The following is a 19,518-nucleotide window of genomic DNA, read 5'->3' on the forward strand; positions in this document are numbered from 1 at the left end:
TTTGGGAAAGTTCTCTATCCGGAAAGCAACTATGCTCGGGACAGTATTTCTTGTAAGTATTGCGCTTATTTTCTGGCATTCCTACAAGAGGGCGGAGCCTGAATCCGGTCTGGAGCAGCTTGCTGCCATGCGGAGCGGGGACGGCTACAAAGCCTATTTTGGAGCGGGACAAGGATACAATCTCATTATCATCCAGCTGGAATCCTTCCAGAACTTCTTGCTGAATCAATCTGTTCAAGAACAGCCTCTGACTCCTGTACTGAATGAACTGGCGTCTGAAAGCTTATATTTCCCCTATATATTTCAACAAATTGGCCGTGGAAATACGTCGGATGCAGAATTCGCCGCCAATACCTCCATCTACCCGGTGGGGGGAACACCCATGTCTTCGAAATATGGGAACCGGAAGTTTCCCAGTCTGGCCAGATTGCTGCATAAGCGGGGATATACCGCGAATACGTTTCATGTGAATAAAGTGAGCTTTTGGGACCGGAATCAGTTGTACCCGGCACTGGGCTTCGACACCTATTATGACCAGCCTTATTTTCGCAAAGAAAAGTTTAACCGTTTCGGGGCCTCGGACGAGGAACTCTACCGCGTAGCCTTCAACAAGCTGAACGCTTTGGCGCTGAAGCATCAAACATTCTATGCCCAATTGGTGACCGCCTCCAGCCACTCTCCTTATACGATCCCGGAAGACAGGAAACGTCTGAAGCTGAATGCGGCATTAGACGGCAATACCCTCGGAAATTATCTTACAGCCATCCATTATGTTGATTATGCCCTTGGGACCTTTATCGATAAGCTTAAACAATCCGGGTTATGGAATAACAGCGTAGTTGTTGTATACGGGGATCATTTCGGGCTCAATAAGAAAAATTATAATCCTCAAAAGATCGCAGGAGTGGAGGAAACCGGAAACTAATGGAATCCAAAAATGAAATTACAACTGGAGGATGACGGCGAATGAATGATTCAACCCTTATGCAATCCATACGGAAGCTCGCTCAGCCTTGGGGCAGCGATGAATCGTATGACAGTCTGATCGCTGAGGCCAAAAGCGCAAGTTATGTTCTGCTCGGAGAAGCATCGCATGGCACCTCAGAGTTCTACAGCGTTCGTGCCGGGCTAACCAAACGTCTTATCGCAGAAGAAGGCTTCCGGTTCATTGCGGTAGAAGGGGACTGGCCATCCTGCTATACGCTTAACCGCTATATCAAAGGGTATCCGGATGCGGCAGACCAAGCAAGGGAGGCCCTCAGCGATTATACCCGATGGCCCTCCTGGATGTGGGCGAACCGCGAAATTCTGGAATTGGCGGAATGGCTGCGCAGCTATAATGAAGAGCGGCCGGAATCAGAGAAGGTTGGCTTTTACGGCATAGATATGTATAGTCTTTGGGAATCAATGGATGAAATTCTGAAATATCTCACTTCTAAAGGCAGCCCGGACCTGGAAGCGGCTATGCATGCTTTTGAATGCTTTGAACCTTACGGCAGGGAGGGGCAGTCGTATGGGATATCAGCGTCTTTATACGGAGAGGGCTGCGAGGAGGAGGTGGTTTCGCTGTTAAGCAAACTTCAGGATGAGTGGAAGCAGGCCCATCCGGCTGACCGCGAGAATGCATTAAGCGCTGAGCTCAATGCGATGACTGTACAGGGGGCGGAATCCTATTACCGGACGATGATACGTCATGACTCCGATTCATGGAACATCCGGGACCGCCATATGGTTGCAGCCTTGGAGAAGCTGATGGAGTTCCATGGTGAGGGTGCCCGGGTAGTGGTATGGGAGCATAACACTCATATTGGTGATGCCCGGGCAACCGATATGGCGCAGGACCAGATGGTCAATGTAGGACAATTGCTGCGTGAAAAATATGGAAGCACCGTATATGCCGTTGGCTTCGGGACGTACCGGGGGACGGTCATTGCCGGGAGAGCCTGGGGAGCTCCAGCGGAGGAAATGCAGGTTCCGCCAGCGCTTAAGAACAGCTGGGAGGAGCTGCTGCACCGGGATGGGGCAGAAGACAAGCTGCTCTTGTTCAGCCAGGAAGAGACCGTACTGGACCAGAAGGTTATCGGACACCGGGCTATTGGTGTGGTCTACCATCCGGAACGGGAGCGGGGCAATTACGTACCCTCCATCCTTTCGAAGCGCTACAACGCTTTTATTTATCTCGACCATACCCACGCGCTGTCTCCGGTTCAGACGGGGGCTGCTTTTACCTCTTGATCAGAATTTGGTAACTGAAAGGTTCAAGATGGAGCTGCAAGCATCCTCCTGTTGAAATCACTTGTTCCTTATTGGTTACATCCTGAAATGCTCCTTCCAGCGGAAGGGACAGGGAAACAAGCTGTTCCGAAGGGTTCAGTGAAATGACGAAATGTGCATGCGCATCCTTGCGTTCATATACAAAAGCGCGTTCCCCCGGGTCTGCCCTCAGGACATGGAAACAGCCTGTCTGCAAAGCCGGGAACGTTACGCGCAGCCGGATCAGAGACCGGTAGCACTCGAACAGTTCCCGGTTCTGGAACTCTTTTTCCCAGATCATGCATTTGCGGCAATCCGGATCACCGGTCCCCTCAAGACCGATTTCATCGCCATACAAGATGCAGGGAGTCCCGGTAAAAGTGAACAGGAAGGCTGCAGCCAGCTTAAGCTTTCTTGCATCCCCGCCCAGCTGTGTGAGAATCCGCGGAGTATCGTGACTCGCGAGCAGGTTGAACAATACCTCATTGGCTTGCTGCGGGTAACGCATCAGGAGGTTGCTAATCTGGGCTCCAAAGCGTTGAGCGTCAATGTCACCGTTATTCAGATATTCAATCAAACGCCTTGCAAGCGGATAGTTCATGACCGAATCGAATTGATCTCCGTGCAGCCAGCGCATAGAATCACTCCACACCTCTCCAATGATAAAAGCGTCGGGATTGATGGTTTTAACAAGCCTGCGGAAGTTCCTCCAGAAGGTATGGTCAACTTCGTTGGCCACATCCAGTCTCCAGCCGTCAATAGCTACTTCGTTCATCCAATACGCAGCGGTATCCAGCAGATATTTCCGGGCCTCAGGATTTGCCGTATTCAGCTTGGGCATCTCAGCAAAAAAACCAAACGCCTCATAGTTGGGCTTCCCATCGGTTACCTTCACAGGAAACTCATGAATGTGGAACCAGCCGGCATAGGGGGAGTGTGGTCCATGTTCAATCACATCCTGAAATTGGGATGATTGTGCACTGATATGGTTAAACACGGCATCAAGCACAACACGGATTTGCCGGGCATGAGCGTTTTTGACCAGATTCTTCAGTACCGCAAGGTCACCCAAATTCGGGTCCACCTTCCTGTAATCGGTTGTATTATATTTATGGTTACTTGGAGCTTCAAAGATGGGGGTCAGATATATAGCCGTGATCCCCAGCTCAGCCAAATGATCCAGATGGTCTATGATTCCTTGAAGATCTCCTCCGAAGAAACTTTCAACCGTAGGCGCATCTCCCCATGCTGAAATACTCTCGGGATCATTTCCGGGGTCGCCATTGGCGAACCGGTCGGGCATGATCTGATAGAATACGGCAGACTTGGCCCATTCCGGAGCCTTAAACAGATCCACTTCATGGATATAAGGTCTTTCGAAGTATCCCTCCGGCGGTTCAGGCTGCCTGGTGAAGATTCCTTCTTCTGTCATCCAGACGGTCTCTTCTCCGGCATGAAAGCGAAAGGCATAAGAGAAGCGCTTATTTTGGGGTTTTACAGCCGTTTCCCAATAATCAAAGAGCTGGTCGGTTACTATCTTTTGCATCCTGTGCTCATGATGATAGTTCTTCCAATCGTATTTGTCGCCCGTGAGGGCAAAGACCTGCTTCACATTCTCCTTCTGGGTCCGGACACGCAAATGGAAGGTGTCCTTGTCATAGAGGTATGCCCAGTTGCTGTGAGGGACATGATGCAGGCCCTCCAGATGAATAGGTTTATGCTCTGCCGCAGAATTCACAATACAATCCTTGTTCTTCACAAAAGGCCTCCCAATCATTTGAATATGTATATTGTAGCCGCCGGATTGGAAATTAAGCCTTTCTTTTACGGGGAATTTACAAGTGTGGAATTTAAAAAGCCCTCTCTATCCGGTTCGGATAGAAAGGGCTACTGCTGTTAGGCGTTCACAGTTTCATGTCTTTTCACTTGTAGCGGCGGAGGAATAAGCCAGCCTTTTTCTTTAGTCATCTTCAGAATTTTGACACCAAGGGCTGCCTTAGTCATGTGATACTTGGCGAATAAAGCCCCAATATCCTCACGGATACTTTGTCCCATTACTTGGCTGCAGGCTACCAATGAAGTGGCGACGTCCGCTGCAATTTTGGCTGCAATTTCGGGATCTGTAAATCTTGCTCCCACAGGAATGTCTTCGAGCTTGACCTGCGGTCTGTCAGGCAGTGCCGGAGCAGTGCCGATACCGTTATCTGTCAATAGTTTATCACATTCGCTTACTTCCAGTTCAGCCTGATCAATCAAGGAGCCGAGGATTTTTTTCAGCTCATGGTCACCCGCATGATTCAGATATGCGCGGTAACAGGAGATGGATCCCTTTGCAACCATTGAAGCTTGCCATACACCGTATATTTCTCCGTAATGCATAGGTTCATCTTTTGAATTTCCGCCTAATATCCCTGACATACACATACTCCTTTAGCCTTTTATTTTTCTTTCAAAAGACGGCAGTTCCGTCTCTGCTTACTGGCATAGTATGTCCTGGATCCCACAAATTAACGCGCAAATTCGTGTGAAGTTCTCAATTTCCATAAATGATATCCTGCTTGCCCAGTCTCGAATCGTTCCAGACCGCGGCCAGCGTATCCGGGAATTTGGTAGCTGCAGTAATATAGTCGCCAATCAGCGGAACAGGCGTGGGAGAATTGCCGTTTGGATTGGTGGAAACATCGGATATCCGCCGATTGGCGAAGGAAACGCCGGCATTGAAAGACTCAGCGACAAAAACATCCAATAGAAATCCGTTCACCCGGTTGGTGTAATAAATCACCCGTATGGTTCCGTTCGAGGGGGAGACGGTAATGGAAGGGGAGAAGTTCTGTGAGCCCGCCGGTGCTCCTGTGATACTAATAGGCGAGGACCACAGCAATCCATCCGGGGAACGGGAAAAAAAGACATCCGCATAGCCCAGACGGAAATCATTCCAGACCGCATACACAAACCCCCCGAACTGTCCGGCGGAAATGTCGGTCCCCAAGCTGAGGTTCGTCTGTACCCGGAACGCGTAATTCGGCACGGGCAGAGGACTCGGCACAGGAACTGTACTGGCGATGAACGTAGCTCCCAGGATCACTGGAGGGTTGAAGGAAACACCCCCATCCAGAGATACTCTGATATATGCATTCGTCGGGAGGTTGGAGCGGGTCTGAATATAACCGACATACAGCTCTCCGGCGAGTCCGACGGCAAGGGCAGCCCGGTCAAGCTCGCCTCTGGGATCGGATATGCGCAGCGGCCGTTCCCAACTGAGTCCCTGATCCAGAGAACGTTGGAAAAAGATAGCCGAGTTCTGGGAAAGGTCGTAAATGGGCGTATAGCCTACATATGCATTTCCCCGGTAGGGACTGGAGGGAGAACGGTCAACAGCGATATAAGGTTCATCATTGTGAACATATAATCCAAACCCTTGCTGTACAATGACCGGGGGATTAAACGTTATTCCGTTATCAAAAGAACTGTAGGTAGCAATCGTTCCATCCATAAATTCATTGAAGTAATGAACCGCCACGATGAATGTGTCGGGAAACGTATAATCGATTGTCGGGGCTTCTGCGCTCATGTACCCTGGTGCTTGCGGCAATACGGTATTTGACCAAGTTGCTCCTCCGTCGATCGAACGGTAGAAGCCTGTTAATGCGGTTCCTGTACTGTCTTCCACCGCGACCACACACAGAATATTCGGGTCCAGCGTATTTACCGCTATCGAGGGCTCGATATGATTCCCCGGCAAAGCGGCAGTTATGTTCACGTTAGCCAATGGATCACCTCATTTTAGGAAGAAATAATCGATAACCGGTCAATATATGTAAGTTCAGGCTGCAGAATCCGATCCAGAGTGTTTCCGCTCGCATCCAGCGCAAAGATGTTAATAATGGTGTCTACTGCACTGTAGAAATTGACTTGGACCTCATAATAATCGGCAAGCGTAACTGAATAGGTCTGGGCAACAAGCTGCTGGGGATTAAGCTGGAAAAGGGTTTCTCCGACAGCAACACGTGTGAAGCTCGCTCCACGGAACTGGAAAATCTGCAAGGTGAGATTAATGGGGGAAATAATGGAATCGTTTAAGCAGGAGATTTGAATCCGGTCCAAATGGGTGGAGCCTGTTGGAGGATTGTATACCGCTCCCGTTGTAAAAGGCATGGCATGAACTCCTTCCGGCCTTGGTTGAGGCGTTTAGTAAAACGTATGTGAAGCAATTTTGTCCTATGCCGGAATTCCAGAATATGTATGATTACAGAGGGAGGACGAATCTCCCTCTGTGTGGGGCTTAAAGAATGGATAAACCCATAAATACAATCGGTCCGACGACGTTGGGGATATTTCCGCCCGATACAGAAGACGCGGTTATTGCATAAGCGTAGTAACCCGAAGTCAGCCCGGAGTCTACATAAGATAATTTCACCGCATCAAAGGCATTCACAGCGGTACCGCTGGACCGGAAGGTGCTGATCTGCACCGCATTGCGTACGAGAGTGAAGATAACATCCGGGGAATTACTGCCAGTGCTCTGCAGACCGATTGTGGCTTCAAGCTGCACCGATCCTCCTGTGGCAACATTCAACCCGAATTGTCCAAGAATGATGCTGCTTGGCAAAGCTAATACAGATAAAGAGGTGGACTGAGAGAAGCTGGACGGGATGCTTTTACCCAGATCAATAATTTGTGTCATGACAGTCACACCAGGGAAAGGCCCGAAAATAACACGGGGCCTACCAGATTTGCACTGTTCAGAACAGCGGAATTGATCTGCGAAACGGTAAGGGTATAGGCGAAATAGCCAGCGGTCAAGTTACTGTCAACAAAAGAGAAGCTGATCGGATCATATTGATTGATATTCAGCGCACTCGCCGTAATCGTAAACACCGCCGTGCTTCCCCGTAAAATAGTGAACAGCAAATCCGGACTTCCCAGCGTATTCTGGACACCGACGGACGCGCTCAGCCACACATTGCCTCCCTGCCCTGTTGCCAAACCGAATTGAGCGAGCGTATTGCTTGAAGGCGATGCAAGAATGGGGATCGAGATCGACTGGCTGAAGCTGGCGGCAACACTTTTACTGAAATCGAGAATCTGGGCCACAGTAATCAGCTCCTTGTAACGTATTTGTTCTATTCATAAAATATGTATGTTGGTGTGAGAGTGATTGGACGTGACACAGGCGCTATTTGACAAGGGGAATGGGTTCACGTATTGTGGTACTATAAAAACCATGTGGGTACCGAAATAAAGGAATCGAAAGGAAGGTTTATTATGGATAACATTACAATTATGAATGGCAACCCCAAATCGGCGTCCGGAGGCAGACTGATGGGTATGGCACTGGATTATATGGCTTATCCGCTGGTTGGATCGATAGATCAAACCTTAATTGAGAGCACATTACAACAATTATGGGGTCTCGGAAAAAACCGTTTCAGCCATCAATATGCTTTTGAGGCCAGGCTGGATGACACAACCATAGGGATGATTACCTGCTACCCGGTATCGGTGATGGATAAGCTGGTGTGGCCCACGGTCCGGGAGCTAATCAAAATGCGGAAATGGAAGCTCGTCAAGCATTCGCTGCTGCATTTGCAGGATTTGTGGTCTATGGTGAGCCTGAATGAGGGAAGAGCGGATGAATATCACATCGGAGCTTTGGCAACCTTGCCGGAAGGCCGGGGATACGGAATCGGTTCGAAATTAATTCATTTTGCAGAGGGAAAAGCCAGATTGAGCAACTACGGGAAATGCTCCCTGACGGTCAAGCAAGAGAACCTCAGGGCCATCAATCTATATGAGCGGCTGGGATACCAGATCACGGATACGATAGAGAAAAAACCGTATTATTTATATCGTATGGTAAAACCCCTTCCGTGTATCCTTACCTAAGTGTTAAGGTTGTAACGGAAGCTAGAGGAAGGGTGGACGGGCAAGGGCATGGACAATAACGTCTATTTTAAAATTTTAAAATGTTTTGGCGCCAAAGGCACGAGGTTTACGACAGAGGACCTGGCAAGAGAGCTGGGTACGAGTAAACGCACCGTATATGCCTATTTTTCAAGTAAGGATGAAATGATAGAGAAAACCATAGATTTTGTGTTTACGGAAATTACCCAATCGGATACGGATATCCTGGAAGATGCAGAACTTTCTGTTCAGGAGAAGATCAGGCTCTATTTTCAAAACATACCTGATGCCTATTCGATAGGCACCATTATCCGGCATATGGATGACCTTCAGCGTTATTACCCCCGGCTCTACGGGAAGGTGAACCACCACCTGGACACGATTTGGGATGGTGTCATTGAGCTGGTGCAGGAAGGGATGAACCATCAGGAGCTGCGGAAGGTGGACACGGTCATTCTCAAGCTCATGCTGAATGAAACCCTGAGAAAGCTGCTGGATTATGAGTATATTGCTAATCATCCGGTCAGCTTCGAATCCGGCATTAAGGCGATGAGTGATATTGTTCTATATGGCTTGATGAAAGAGGGATTTTTGTGAAAGATTAGAAGAACCTAAACCCCCAAGGAGCTAAGAGAAATAAATACTTTTCTTGGGGACTAGAAAAATATAGGGCTAGCAGGTATAGTTAGTTAATAAAATTAACTAACTATACCAAAAAGGATGAACAATGAAAAACCAATCTGCAGGTACGCCGAGAGCCATGCGCAATCTGAATGAATTGCTGATTCTGAATGAGATTATAGGCGGGGGACCGCAATCACGGGCCGATCTCAGCCGTCAGACCGGGTTAAGCAAACCAACCGTATCCTCAGCCATCACTCATCTCATCGGGCGTGGACTGGTCAGGGAGACGGGCAGGGCCGACAACTCCCAGGGGAGAAAGGCAACCTGGCTTGAATTCAATACCCATTGCTTTTATGTAGCCGGCGTTGATCTGGGGGCTACACGGATCAGGATGGCGCTGGCTGATATGGGAGGGCAGATCGTCCAGTACCAACAGCTGGCAATGCCTGAAGGAAGCCTGACAGATATAGAGTTCCAGACCTTTTTGGTTGAAAGCCTGGAAGGGCTGCTTAAGGAATACGGTGTAGCATGGGACAGGATTAAGGCTGCCGCGATCGGAATTCCCGGGGTCGTGGACCCTGCCGGCGGTGAAGTGTCTAGGCTGGTTTCACCGCTGAAGGGCCTTGAAACTACATTGGAGCTTGCCAACTTAACCCGGCTTTTTCCCGTCCCTGTCATCACTGAAAATGATGTGAATCTGGCGGCACTCGCGGAGCATTCCTTAACTGGCGATGCCGCAGGAGGAGGGGGCTCACTCTTATACTTTTCGTTAGGCGAAGGAACCGGGGGAGGCATCATTATTGATGGTGCAATCTACCGCGGCCTGGGCGGAGGAGCAGGGGAATTAGCCAATATGAGGCTCAGTGCCGGGAGGCTGGAGGATGTTCTTTCTGCCAAGGGACTTCTAAGGCTTACCTCCGCTATAACAGGGGAGCAGGACAAGAAGCCGGATTCCTACAGCTCTGAACCCGGAATCTCTCCAGAGAGATTGTTCGAAGAGGTCAGAAAGGGTGATCCTGTGGCACAGTCCGTAATGGACGTGTATAGTGGAATGCTGGCAGAGGCATTAACCAATATTTGCGCTGTAATCGCTCCAGATTCAATTGTTTTGGGTGGAGGACTTGGCAGCAACGGAGACGTATTGCTTCACCGGCTGGAAGCCCGGTTAACCGGGCTGGACCGCAAACCGCGCCTGGCAGTCTCATGCCACCGGGAGAGGGATGTCGTTACCGGAGCCATTCAGATTGCGGTGCAAGCTGCCTTTCGCCGCCTCCGTGAAGAATGGACGCTTTAGACATAATCAATAGAATCTGGAGGGTTGCTGGAATGAACATTCATAGTGCCGGAATCGATGTGGGCGGAACCAAAACGCTGTTATGCCTGGTTGACGAAGAAGGAAATATCCTGGCGCAGCATAAGCTTGAGACGCAACTTACGCGTGATCCCCGGCTGTTCTTCGCCTGGTTGTTTGATGAATTGGGGCAGTTCTGCGCAGCAAATGGAGGCGGTCTTGCCTCACTCAGCGGAATTGGCATCGGGTTTCCCGGGGTGATGAATGAATCCACAGGGATTCTATCCAGTGCCCCTGCACTGAATTGGCCTGCCATAGATATCCGTCCGGTCATCGCAGCCCATTATCCGGGGATAATTGTGCTTGATAACGATGTGAATATGGCGGCGCTTGGAGAGCATGCTGCCGGAGCCGCCGCCGGCTCTGAGGATTTTATGATGATTACGGTAGGAACGGGGATTGGCGGAGCTATGTTTTTGAACGGGCAGCTGTACCGGGGGGCCGGATTTTCGGCCGGTGAGATTGGTTACTTGATTCTTGAACCGGAAGCAGACCTTGCTTCTGCCGATTCGGAGAACAGTGAATTCGGGCCTTTTGAAATGGCTGTGTCCGGTACAGGGATTGGCCAGAAGGCCGCCGATTATCTGCTTGAGGACAGCCGTTTCTCCCTGATCCGGCAAATCGCGGGAAGCGGACCGGTCCGGGCGGAGCATGTATTTGCAGCAGTGGCACAGGAAGATGCAGCCGCTGTGCAGATTTTGAACAAGTCTTATGACCAGATGGCGGTTGTCATTAAGAACATAACGATCACTCTGGACCTTCATCTAATCATTCTCGGAGGCGGAGTGGTGGAGAAGAATGCTGGATATGTCCAGGAAATTGCCGGCCGGGTAAGCCGTTACACTCCGCGTCAACCGGTAATCATCAGGCAGGCGGTCTTGGGTAATCAAGCTGGTGCCATCGGAGCTGCGGCAGCGGTCAGGAGCAGACTGGCAGGTAAATAGGATTGGGATTCATCTCCTGCAAATAGATGGCCCCCTAATAAAAGAAACAGCGGCAGTCAGGGACGACAAATGAAGTCCCTGACTGCCGCTGTTTTATTGAAAAAACGTTTCCCGTTAGCTCAGCACGGTTATGCTTATTTGGAACGAACAGAAGTCACTAAGCATGTATTTCCAGATCGATATCATTTTGATTTAAAAACTTCAATAAATCGTTATTCAGCTGCACAATTTCCTTTTTGGCACTATTCGCATAATCCGGCAGCAGCATATCCTTCACCATTTTTGTCCGCAGCCAGATCATAAAGAACAAATCCAACACCCAATTTGGGAATATAAGCACCATTTTAAATACAGAAGGATGAATGGCAACGCCAGCTTTTTGGATGGCCCTTAAATACGTTTTTAGAGTGAGGGTTATTTGGTGTGCCGTTTTTCTGGTTCTAACTGTTTTTTCGTCGATTATCTTATTTCCTACATGTAGAACACTAAGCAACGCAATGTCCGATACGGAATGAGTTATCAGATATGATTTCATGTCCTTATGAATTGTGCAGGGAAGCTTTGCTGTTTTAAATAATTGTACGAGGTTTTCTACACGTTCGGTCACTTCACCGCTTATTTCTCCAAACTTAGTAGCTATCAGAATCTTTGGCGGGAACCGGGCATACAAAATCCCCTCTTTAATCTGTCCGCCGGCACCAGGAAAAGCGGGTAAAAGCCGGTCTCCAATAATATCCAGCCACGAAGAAAATCCAATTGAATTGTTGGTCATTGTAACAATATTTTTGCTTTGATTGTCTTTAAGTGCCAGCAACGCTGATTCGGATTGATCGTAACGGACGGTAACGAAAATAAAATCATATACATCATCATGTTCAAGCGTATCAATGACATTTACTTTTATAGACTTAACCGCACCTTTTTCATAATATTGCAGGCCATTTTCTTTCAAGGTTTTGAACCTATCAGAACGTGCAAACAGAGTAACGTCAATCCCTGCTTCAATGAATTTGATTGCGTATGCGCTTCCTATAACACCTGCACCAAAAATTAAAACTCTATTTTGTTTTGCTGACATAAAACCACTCCTATTTTTCAGCATTTTCTTTTAATCATCCGACAACATGTTGTATAATGTGATCATAGATCTTTAGTATTCTTTGATCAACCATCAGTTTTTTATGATTTGTCGGATGATATTCTTGTTCTCAATAGGAGTGTAAAATGAAAAAGCAGCCCGAAATCACGGAAAAAACAAGACGAAACTTCATAGATGTTTTTTGTGAGTTATATAGTCAAAAGCCGATTGAAAAAATATCCATTCAGGAGATTGCGAATAAGGCGGGATATAACCGCAGCACCTTTTATCAATACTTTACGGATATTTACGAATTGTTAGACTTTGTTGAGAATGATTTATTGAGCTACATCAAAGAAGAATTGGCGAACAATGAGCTATCTACCTACAATGTTCAGAATGCGCTTCATTGTTTGGAAGACAGGGAACATCTCTCGGTGCTTAAGGCGCTCTTGGGGGACTATGGAAGTCTTCGTTTTTTAGAACGCCTAAAAAGAGAAATGACCCTTGACAGACTGGATTTAAGCTTGCCGTCAAACCATTCCATAACGCCCTACTTGATTGAGTTTCACATCTCCACATCACTTTCTTTATTTCGTCTATGGCTTCAGCGGGAAAAGGATTTATCGCCGGAGGAATTTTTCGGGCTAATGGATAACCTGTATACAAAGGGGATAACACCCTATTCTAAAAAATAAATCTACCATTCAAACCCAATCCTTGTGTACAGAGATGAACGATAGAGATCAGTTGGTATGCATAGTAGAGCTGGGCGCAAAAAAAGGACTTGGTTAATTAATTCCTAACCAGGTCCTTTTTACGTGTGGTGTACTCAACTGTAATCATGAATCAATATGATCTTTCCTTCCTTAATCTTGATTGTTGACTTACCTTTCAATTGCAGCTTACAGGTTATGCAGCCGCATGAGCCGGCACCGGGAAAATCCGCATGAACAGGAACCGGGTGAGCGGACCGACTACTATGAGCTGAAGGGGCAGCGCGCAGATGAAATTGAGTCCCACCGTTGAAAAGTAATGGGCGAAGAAGTTGCCGCTAAATCCGTAGTGTGCCAGGGTACCGTATAAGGACATGCATAGCACCATGCCGCAGACCATGAAGAAGGAGATGGTAAGTACTTTTTTGAGTGTTGGATCTGTCGGTTTGACGAGCTTGAACGCGATTCCTTTGGCTATTCTGCTGACTACCACCACATCCATGAACAGGCCGACAATTAATGCGGGGACAAAGCCGATGGCTACCTCCGTAATGACGCTGGTGGTCCAGCCAGTGGAGAGAATTACATTATAAATGCTCATGAAGAGCACCATTAACGTACACATGATTGCCGTAAAGATCAAAGCCTCTTTTTTATTCTTTCCCATTGCCCAAACTCCCTTGAAATATAATTTTGTGACTGCGATCATAGTAACAGACCCCGAATTAATCGTCAACCAAGTTGACAAAAAACGTCCTGAAAGTGATACACTTAAATCACCTGTATACTTGGAGGCCGGACAGATGAAGGAGTATATACAAAACCTGAATTTAATTGACTTAATCAGCGAAAAGCATAAGGCTTTGCGGGAAGAGGTGAACGGGCGGAGCAGCTACCCGCTTAATAAGACCGAAACTCATATTTTGGCCATGCTTGACCTGCATACTGTTTTATCTATTTCGGAAGTCAGCCGATTAATCCATATTTCCCGGCAGGGCGCACAGAAATGCATCAACGGCCTGCTTGCCGAAGAATACGTCAAGATCGCCCAGGTCGTTGGCAACGCCCGGGACAAGCACATTACTCTAACCGGAAAAGGGTCTGAGGCATGCCGCAGCATGCTGGAGATTAAGGTAGAGATGGAGCGGCAGATCATAGATCGCTTAGGGCAGGAGCAGGTTGAACTGCTAAAGAAGCTTTTGACGGAGGAATGGCTGTAGGATGTTCCACTCTTGACCTTAGGTCTGACCTAAGGTGTATCTTTACAGATATCCAGAACGGTGGGAGTGAAGTTAATGAAGAGTGAGATCACCATCAGTGAACTAGCCAAGCTTATGAATGTGTCGGTGCATCAGATCCGCTATTTTGAAGAAAAGGGTGTACTTCTGCCTTCTTATACTGACGGCAACCAGTACCGTAGGTATAGCATCGACCAGATCTATCAGCTGGCCCATATTATGCTGCTGCGGAAGCTGGGGCTGCCGGTCCAGACGGTCAAGGAATGTATGACAGACTTTGGGCCGGATGAGGTCCGGCAAATGCTCCAGAACTCTTTGGAAGATACGCAATCCGAGATTCTCCGGCTTCAGCAGCTTGAGCATTTTATTGGCAAGGTACTGCATGAGCACGATGATTTCAGCCAGGATACCACGGCTTACCGGGTAGTGCGGCGGGAATCCGTAAATTTGAGGCGGTGGTTCGAGCTTAACGAACAGTCTGCCCTACAGGCGAGACAACTTGCGGAGTATGCCAAGCCTGCCCTTAATCTGTTTGAAGCAGACATTCATTATGTGTATGAAGGCACCGGTTCCGCTGTACTTTGCACGGAAGTCATGGAAGCCACGGAAACGGTAGATCTGGTGCTGGCTGCAGGAGAGTATCTGTGCTCCCCGTTTCAGGTGTCCCGGGAGGATGAACTGGCTCAACAGATCGTCCGGTTTGGCGAATATGCGGCAGAGCATGCCTATATTTCCGCAGGACCTCTAATCCTCATTGAGAAATCGTATCTCTCCCTGTTCAGTCAGGATAAGCTTCATTACGAGCTGCTGCAGCGGATGGTATCCGCATGATGAAGTCCTCCTTCACTATTGAACCGATGCAGGCCAAGTACAACCGGCAGGTCAGCCAACTTCTTGTGCACGCGTTCAGCGGCAAGTTTTCTCCCTTAACCCGGATGGGGGAAGGCGATCTGGCTCTCTTGTTCGAAGAGCTGCTGGATGCCTTTCCGGGAGAACAGTCAAGTCAACGTATGGTAGCAATACATGAAGAAACGGTGATTGGAACGCTGTGCCTCAAGTGGAAACCGGGTGCAGGCGTTGATACTGCGGAGGCACCTCCATCTGCAAGACTTTCAGAGATGCGGGAACTGGCCCGGTTCGGGAGGTGGAAGGTGTTCAAGCTGTTGACAGCGTTACACGTTTTGAGCCATGAGCCGCAGGACGGAGAATGCTATATTGCCGATCTGTCTGTCCATCCGCTGCATCGCGGGAAGGGGACAGGCAAGCTGCTGCTGCAATGGGCGCACGCTTATGCGGTTTGCCAGCCGCAATGGACTTTCCTGAGCCTCCATGTCTCCGGGAGCAATGCAGGTGCCAAGCGGCTATATGAACAAATTTCCTTCAGTACGCAAGAGGAGCAGCACCGTCTGCTGCTGTATGTTCTTGTTCGTGAATGGAAATGGGAATATATGATTTTGCCGCTCGAACCCACAGAGCATAGAGCCGGAGAGGAGTCCTTATGAAAAGAATAATAGGAAGATTACTCCTGGTTATTGTACTGCTCTGTACGGGCGCGGTACTGTATGTATTCCAGCAAAACAGCTTTGACATGAGTGAGCAGTCCATTGAGATCGACTCTCCCCAAGGCAAGTTGACAGGTACGCTTGTCCTGCCGAAGAACGCTTCCGGTAAGCTGGGACTTGTGTTGTTCATTCACGGTGACGGGCCGATTAATGCTTCCCACGGGGATGGATATAAGCCGCTATGGGAGCGGCTTGCTGCACAGGGCTATGCTTCGCTGTCGCTGAACAAGAGAGGCATTGACGGATCAGCAGGGAATTGGCTCGATCAGAGCATCGATGACCGGGTGGAAGAAGCACGCCAGGCGCTGGCCTGGGCGAGAACACAGCCGATGATTGATCCATCTCGGATAGGTGTGTGGGGAGCCAGCCAGGCCGGATGGGTGATTCCGAAGCTTGCGGGGAAGGAGCCGCTTGCCTTCAGTATTCTGGTATCTCCAGCGATCAACTGGTTAACCCAGGGGGAGTACAATACGCGGATGCAAATGGCGAAGGACGGTTATTCCGGGGATGAAATTTCCGCACAGGTAGCGTATGAACAGCAGATCAAGGAGCTTCTGGCAAAGAATGCAACGTACGAAGAATATGTAAAAGCAGCGAATCAGGAGGATGTGATGTCCCGGGACCGCTGGACCTTCGTGGGCAAGAACTTCAGAGCGGATGCGACTGACGATCTGCAGCACTTCAACTCTCCTGTACTCCTCCTGCTGGGGGAAGAGGATGTGAATGTAGACTGGAGGGAAACGGAGGAGGTATACCGCAGAGAGGTGAGCCCATCCTTGCTCACGGTCAAGGTCTTTCCCGGCACAGAGCACTCCATGCTGACTACCCGTACGGCGGATTCCAGGCTGCGGGCCGTGATAATCAGCCTGTTCGCGCCAAGACAAATCACGGTCAAAGGCTATATGGAGCAAATTGCAGATTTTTTGCAGAAGCTTCCTTGATCCGAACGCTGAAAAGCCTCTCTTATGTCCAAGATATGTAATTCAGTATTGAATATAAATACTATTATATCTGACTAAACCATTTGAGAGAGGCGAGACATGATGAAAAAAAAGGCTTCACCGGCCCCCGCAAGACTTCTTCCCTCCAGAACTGCGGTTAAGCGAGCAGCAGCCACTCCTCCGGCCAAAGCCCAGGTTATCCGCTTTGCGGTGATCGGGGACAGTCATGTGGGATATGGGAACAGCTCCGGCATATTTAAGAACCTTTTGCCGAAAGCGGTCAGCGGTGTAAAACCGGGGTTTGTGATATTTGGCGGCGACAATGCCCAGGCGGGGGCGGATCATGGGAATCATGCGGATGCGTATTACAAGGACTTCAAGGATACTGTATTAAGCACGCTTGGGAGTATTCCTTACAAAGCATCCATAGGCAATTGGGAGGCGAGTACCCGGCCGTTATTCACCAAATATTTGGGCGCTGTGTCCGGACAAATGAACTTTCCGGGAACGCAAGGCAAAGTGAAGTACGTGTGGCTCGATTGCGCATTGGGCCAGTTCAGTCCAGCGAGCCTGGCGCTGCTGAAGAAGCTGGATGACAAGCACTTTTATGTGATTGATTTTCATTGGCCTTTGAAGATTGCGGGGATTACTGTGGAGCCGAGCCATGTGCTGAGCCAGTCGGAAACCAGCAAGTTTTTCATGGCCATCCCTCCAAAAGCAAGAAACAGGGTACTCGCCATTTTTACGCATCATGGACATTTATTTTACCGGAAGCTTGACCATATCTACCCTGGATTTGCCACCACCAAGTTTTTCGTCTGCGGATGCTCGGGGGATTATAAATGCAAGCCGAACGGGGACCGGGGATATTACGATGGAGCCTTGACGATGAACGGGAATCAAGTCAGTGTTGAAGCCTTTCAGGTAAAAGTGGTGTAGGCCAAAGTAACTGCTTAAATCTATCTTTGAATTGTCCGACGTCAATCTTGTGGAACGCTCCAAAAAGGGTACGAAATTGTGGGGAGAAGTCCTTCAAACGATTCTGAAGGGCTTTTTATTTTGGACACATAGCGAACAAACCAATTAGGTATAATAGATTTATAGAGTTGAAGTACAAGGAGAATTTATGAAAAACAAGAGTATTACGTTCAAACTCTTTATGATAACTGTTTTGTTTTTTGCCTTTTTTTATATGATGATCATTCTCTCGCAACTGCTGCTCTTCAATGACTTTTACGAGAATCATAAATTAAATAAGGTGGAGCAGCATCTGGCGAAGTTTGCCTCTGATTATACCCGTAAGGAGTGGAGCTCCGATCAGCTCTCCCGTGAAATACTCAAATTTATGACCCGGAACAGAAGCCAATTGGCAATCATAGATATCGATGGAAAAGTGGTCGTTGATGATCCTTACCATATGCTTATCACGCAGGATGACGGTCAGAAAATGATGGTCTCTTTATCCCTGTTTATGACTCTGCATGGAGACCAGTTCAGAGCTGCGAATATTCAGAAAGGGGATCGGATCACACTCTGGGGTGAGGTAGAGAAACGGGGGAAAGAGAATACCAGCGTGCTCTATCCCGAAAAAATGTACATACCGGATTCTAAAGTGATCGGTGAGGAGGAGGGAAAGGTTTCCTCTCAGGTGTCAGGGACGGTAAGCAATATTGAACTGCCTTACTTTAAAATCTGGAATCAGCGGCAAGGTCTGCTCATGCAGGCGTTGTCCGAGACATTCCCGTTATCCGGTGAATTAAAGAAGCGGCTGAACCATATGGAGATGCAGCAGTTCCCATGGTTTGAATCCTGGAGTGGAACGAACAATGTTATCATTTTGCAGCCTCTGTTAAAAAATAATGGAGAGCTGGAAATCCTGTTCTCGGTTACCTCCATCCAGGAAATTAGCGATACCAATGATGCACTTCGTGAATTCTATATCTATTTGGGAATTGGGGGCTTCTTTCTGATTCTCATCTTATCCCTGTTCTTCTCAAAAATAGTAACCAAACCGCTGATCGCCCTGAATCAGATGGCGAAGCGGATGCTTAACTTCGACTTTACGGCGGTATCCCCCATTCGTCAAAATGACGAGTTAGGCAGCCTGTCGAACAGTATGCTGCTGATGTCGCAGAAACTGGACAGTGCGCTAAGTGAACTGAAAGACGCCAATGTCAAACTGCTAGAGGATATTGAGCAGAAACAGAGACTCGAAGTGCTCCAGCAGAGTTTTTTTGCCAACGCTTCGCACGAATTAAAGACTCCGCTGAGTATTGTCAAAAGCTTCGCGGAAGGCTTGCAGGATGGAGTGAATGTAAAGAAACGAGAGCACTATATGTCAGTCATTATCGAAGAAGCGGGTAAGATGGAGATGCTAATTAAGGATATGCTGGATTTGGCGAGGTTGGAGTCAGGAACCATAGTGCTGAGGAAACGGATGTTTTTGCTCAGTGAACTGGTGGAGAAAGTTGCTGACAAGCTGGTGTACTTACTCAAGGAGAAGGAACTGGAGATTATAGTTGTGCCTGTGAATGAACTGCATGTACTGGCTGATCAGGAGTGGATGGAACAAGTCATTATCAACTTGATTATGAACGCCATTCGTCATGCCGAAGAAGGAAGTGTGATTACCATTGAAATTCATAGCGACACCAGTACTAAGCTCTATGTTGATAATATTGGTGAGACCATACCAGAAGATCAGCTTCATCTGATTTGGGAACGGTTTTACCGGGTAGAGCCTTCACGCAGCCGCAAGACCGGTGGGACAGGGCTGGGCCTTTCGATTGCCGGGCAGATTTTGGGCATGCACGGCTTCGACTATGAAGTGGAAAATTTGCAGAATGGGGTCCGTTTTATCATCCATTTCAGCAATTAAACGCTAGTCACAAGATTGAAGGTAGGGAA

Annotated in this window: 21 protein-coding genes; 13 read left to right on the forward strand and 8 right to left on the reverse strand. The window is 48.4% G+C overall.

The window, feature by feature from the left end:
* Position 1 precedes the first annotated feature (1 nt).
* Both A3844_RS16390 and A3844_RS16395 read left to right on the forward strand, forming a co-directional pair.
* The gene (locus A3844_RS16390) at positions 2–925 is read left to right on the forward strand and encodes an LTA synthase family protein (protein WP_074086430.1); all 924 of its coding nucleotides are present in this window, start codon (positions 2–4) and stop codon (positions 923–925) included.
* A 41-nt stretch (positions 926–966) separates the two neighbouring features.
* The gene (locus A3844_RS16395) at positions 967–2,235 is read left to right on the forward strand and encodes an erythromycin esterase family protein (protein ID WP_074107958.1); all 1,269 of its coding nucleotides are present in this window, start codon (positions 967–969) and stop codon (positions 2,233–2,235) included.
* Here A3844_RS16395 and A3844_RS16400 read toward each other — a convergent pair.
* The 6 genes from A3844_RS16400 to A3844_RS16425 all read right to left on the reverse strand — a co-directional run bounded on the left by A3844_RS16400 (position 2,225) and on the right by A3844_RS16425 (position 7,347).
* On the reverse strand, positions 2,225–3,964 hold the full coding sequence (locus tag A3844_RS16400) for a glycoside hydrolase family 13 protein (RefSeq protein WP_074107983.1): 1,740 nt from the start codon (positions 3,962–3,964) through the stop codon (positions 2,225–2,227). The two genes, A3844_RS16395 and A3844_RS16400, sit on opposite strands and share 11 nt — an antisense overlap.
* 185 nt (positions 3,965–4,149) lie before the next feature.
* The gene (locus A3844_RS16405; RefSeq protein ID WP_074086432.1) at positions 4,150–4,671 is read right to left on the reverse strand and encodes a DUF3231 family protein; all 522 of its coding nucleotides are present in this window, start codon (positions 4,669–4,671) and stop codon (positions 4,150–4,152) included.
* Between the two features lie 115 nt (positions 4,672–4,786).
* Positions 4,787–6,022 carry a sialidase family protein gene (locus tag A3844_RS16410; protein ID WP_074086433.1) on the reverse strand — a complete coding sequence of 412 codons (1,236 nt, stop codon included), beginning with the start codon at positions 6,020–6,022 and terminating at the stop codon, positions 4,787–4,789.
* A gap of 14 nt (positions 6,023–6,036) precedes the next feature.
* Positions 6,037–6,408: a hypothetical protein gene (locus tag A3844_RS16415; protein ID WP_074086434.1), complete on the reverse strand. Its 372-nt coding sequence runs from the start codon at positions 6,406–6,408 to the stop codon at positions 6,037–6,039.
* A 127-nt stretch (positions 6,409–6,535) separates the two neighbouring features.
* A complete protein-coding gene (locus A3844_RS16420) occupies positions 6,536–6,937 on the reverse strand; it encodes a hypothetical protein (protein WP_074086435.1) in 402 nt (133 codons plus the stop codon).
* A 5-nt stretch (positions 6,938–6,942) separates the two neighbouring features.
* Positions 6,943–7,347: a hypothetical protein gene (locus A3844_RS16425; RefSeq protein WP_074107959.1), complete on the reverse strand. Its 405-nt coding sequence runs from the start codon at positions 7,345–7,347 to the stop codon at positions 6,943–6,945.
* Between the two features lie 171 nt (positions 7,348–7,518).
* On the opposite strand from A3844_RS16425, the gene A3844_RS16430 reads away from it, so the two are divergent.
* The 4 genes from A3844_RS16430 to A3844_RS16445 all read left to right on the forward strand — a co-directional run bounded on the left by A3844_RS16430 (position 7,519) and on the right by A3844_RS16445 (position 11,076).
* Positions 7,519–8,139 carry a GNAT family N-acetyltransferase gene (locus tag A3844_RS16430; RefSeq protein ID WP_074107960.1) on the forward strand — a complete coding sequence of 207 codons (621 nt, stop codon included), beginning with the start codon at positions 7,519–7,521 and terminating at the stop codon, positions 8,137–8,139.
* A 48-nt stretch (positions 8,140–8,187) separates the two neighbouring features.
* Positions 8,188–8,754: a TetR/AcrR family transcriptional regulator gene (locus tag A3844_RS16435; protein WP_074101705.1), complete on the forward strand. Its 567-nt coding sequence runs from the start codon at positions 8,188–8,190 to the stop codon at positions 8,752–8,754.
* A 130-nt stretch (positions 8,755–8,884) separates the two neighbouring features.
* Positions 8,885–10,075, forward strand: a complete 1,191-nt coding sequence (locus tag A3844_RS16440) for an ROK family transcriptional regulator (protein ID WP_074107961.1) — start codon at positions 8,885–8,887, stop codon at positions 10,073–10,075.
* A gap of 32 nt (positions 10,076–10,107) precedes the next feature.
* Entirely contained in the window at positions 10,108–11,076 is a 969-nt protein-coding gene (locus tag A3844_RS16445; protein WP_074107962.1) for an ROK family protein, read from the forward strand.
* A 157-nt stretch (positions 11,077–11,233) separates the two neighbouring features.
* Here the strand turns inward: A3844_RS16445 and A3844_RS16450 are convergent, their stop codons facing one another.
* Entirely contained in the window at positions 11,234–12,154 is a 921-nt protein-coding gene (locus A3844_RS16450) for a ketopantoate reductase family protein (protein WP_074107963.1), read from the reverse strand.
* Positions 12,155–12,300: 146 nt separating this feature from the next.
* Between A3844_RS16450 and A3844_RS16455 the strand changes: the two genes are divergently transcribed.
* Positions 12,301–12,852, forward strand: coding sequence for a TetR/AcrR family transcriptional regulator (locus A3844_RS16455; protein ID WP_074107964.1), 552 nt, complete (start codon positions 12,301–12,303; stop codon positions 12,850–12,852).
* Between the two features lie 214 nt (positions 12,853–13,066).
* On the opposite strand, the gene A3844_RS16460 is transcribed toward A3844_RS16455, so the two are convergent.
* Positions 13,067–13,537, reverse strand: coding sequence for a DUF2798 domain-containing protein (locus tag A3844_RS16460; RefSeq protein WP_074107965.1), 471 nt, complete (start codon positions 13,535–13,537; stop codon positions 13,067–13,069).
* Between the two features lie 136 nt (positions 13,538–13,673).
* Here A3844_RS16460 and A3844_RS16465 point away from each other — a divergent pair, with 136 nt between their 5' ends.
* From A3844_RS16465 to A3844_RS16490, 6 genes are all read left to right on the forward strand, one after another.
* Positions 13,674–14,090, forward strand: a complete 417-nt coding sequence (locus tag A3844_RS16465; protein ID WP_074107966.1) for a MarR family winged helix-turn-helix transcriptional regulator — start codon at positions 13,674–13,676, stop codon at positions 14,088–14,090.
* 75 nt (positions 14,091–14,165) lie between these two features.
* Complete coding sequence (locus tag A3844_RS16470; RefSeq protein WP_074107967.1) at positions 14,166–14,939, forward strand: MerR family transcriptional regulator; 774 nt, start codon at positions 14,166–14,168, stop codon at positions 14,937–14,939.
* Positions 14,936–15,610, forward strand: a complete 675-nt coding sequence (locus tag A3844_RS16475) for a GNAT family N-acetyltransferase (protein ID WP_074107968.1) — start codon at positions 14,936–14,938, stop codon at positions 15,608–15,610. The genes A3844_RS16470 and A3844_RS16475 overlap by 4 nt, the downstream gene beginning before the upstream one ends.
* Entirely contained in the window at positions 15,607–16,611 is a 1,005-nt protein-coding gene (locus tag A3844_RS16480; RefSeq protein ID WP_074107969.1) for an alpha/beta hydrolase family protein, read from the forward strand. The genes A3844_RS16475 and A3844_RS16480 overlap by 4 nt, the downstream gene beginning before the upstream one ends.
* Before the next feature lie 99 nt (positions 16,612–16,710).
* Positions 16,711–17,550, forward strand: a complete 840-nt coding sequence (locus A3844_RS16485; protein WP_244169788.1) for a metallophosphoesterase family protein — start codon at positions 16,711–16,713, stop codon at positions 17,548–17,550.
* A gap of 187 nt (positions 17,551–17,737) precedes the next feature.
* Positions 17,738–19,489: a sensor histidine kinase gene (locus A3844_RS16490; RefSeq protein ID WP_074107970.1), complete on the forward strand. Its 1,752-nt coding sequence runs from the start codon at positions 17,738–17,740 to the stop codon at positions 19,487–19,489.
* Positions 19,490–19,518 lie beyond the last annotated feature (29 nt).

The organism is Paenibacillus helianthi, assembly GCF_001909055.1.
In the GTDB taxonomy this organism is placed as follows: domain Bacteria; phylum Bacillota; class Bacilli; order Paenibacillales; family Paenibacillaceae; genus Paenibacillus_AQ; species Paenibacillus_AQ helianthi.

Coding starts and splice junctions, on each gene's coding strand:
- A3844_RS16395 (WP_074107958.1), top strand. CDS start 967: ATGAATGATTCAACCCTTATGCAATCCATACGGAAGCTCGCTCAGCCT.
- A3844_RS16405 (WP_074086432.1), bottom strand. CDS start 4,671: ATGTCAGGGATATTAGGCGGAAATTCAAAAGATGAACCTATGCATTAC.
- A3844_RS16415 (WP_074086434.1), bottom strand. CDS start 6,408: ATGCCTTTTACAACGGGAGCGGTATACAATCCTCCAACAGGCTCCACC.
- A3844_RS16420 (WP_074086435.1), bottom strand. CDS start 6,937: ATGACACAAATTATTGATCTGGGTAAAAGCATCCCGTCCAGCTTCTCT.
- A3844_RS16430 (WP_074107960.1), top strand. CDS start 7,519: ATGGATAACATTACAATTATGAATGGCAACCCCAAATCGGCGTCCGGA.
- A3844_RS16435 (WP_074101705.1), top strand. CDS start 8,188: ATGGACAATAACGTCTATTTTAAAATTTTAAAATGTTTTGGCGCCAAA.
- A3844_RS16440 (WP_074107961.1), top strand. CDS start 8,885: ATGAAAAACCAATCTGCAGGTACGCCGAGAGCCATGCGCAATCTGAAT.
- A3844_RS16445 (WP_074107962.1), top strand. CDS start 10,108: ATGAACATTCATAGTGCCGGAATCGATGTGGGCGGAACCAAAACGCTG.
- A3844_RS16450 (WP_074107963.1), bottom strand. CDS start 12,154: ATGTCAGCAAAACAAAATAGAGTTTTAATTTTTGGTGCAGGTGTTATA.
- A3844_RS16455 (WP_074107964.1), top strand. CDS start 12,301: ATGAAAAAGCAGCCCGAAATCACGGAAAAAACAAGACGAAACTTCATA.
- A3844_RS16460 (WP_074107965.1), bottom strand. CDS start 13,537: ATGGGAAAGAATAAAAAAGAGGCTTTGATCTTTACGGCAATCATGTGT.
- A3844_RS16465 (WP_074107966.1), top strand. CDS start 13,674: ATGAAGGAGTATATACAAAACCTGAATTTAATTGACTTAATCAGCGAA.
- A3844_RS16470 (WP_074107967.1), top strand. CDS start 14,166: ATGAAGAGTGAGATCACCATCAGTGAACTAGCCAAGCTTATGAATGTG.
- A3844_RS16475 (WP_074107968.1), top strand. CDS start 14,936: ATGATGAAGTCCTCCTTCACTATTGAACCGATGCAGGCCAAGTACAAC.
- A3844_RS16480 (WP_074107969.1), top strand. CDS start 15,607: ATGAAAAGAATAATAGGAAGATTACTCCTGGTTATTGTACTGCTCTGT.
- A3844_RS16485 (WP_244169788.1), top strand. CDS start 16,711: ATGATGAAAAAAAAGGCTTCACCGGCCCCCGCAAGACTTCTTCCCTCC.
- A3844_RS16490 (WP_074107970.1), top strand. CDS start 17,738: ATGAAAAACAAGAGTATTACGTTCAAACTCTTTATGATAACTGTTTTG.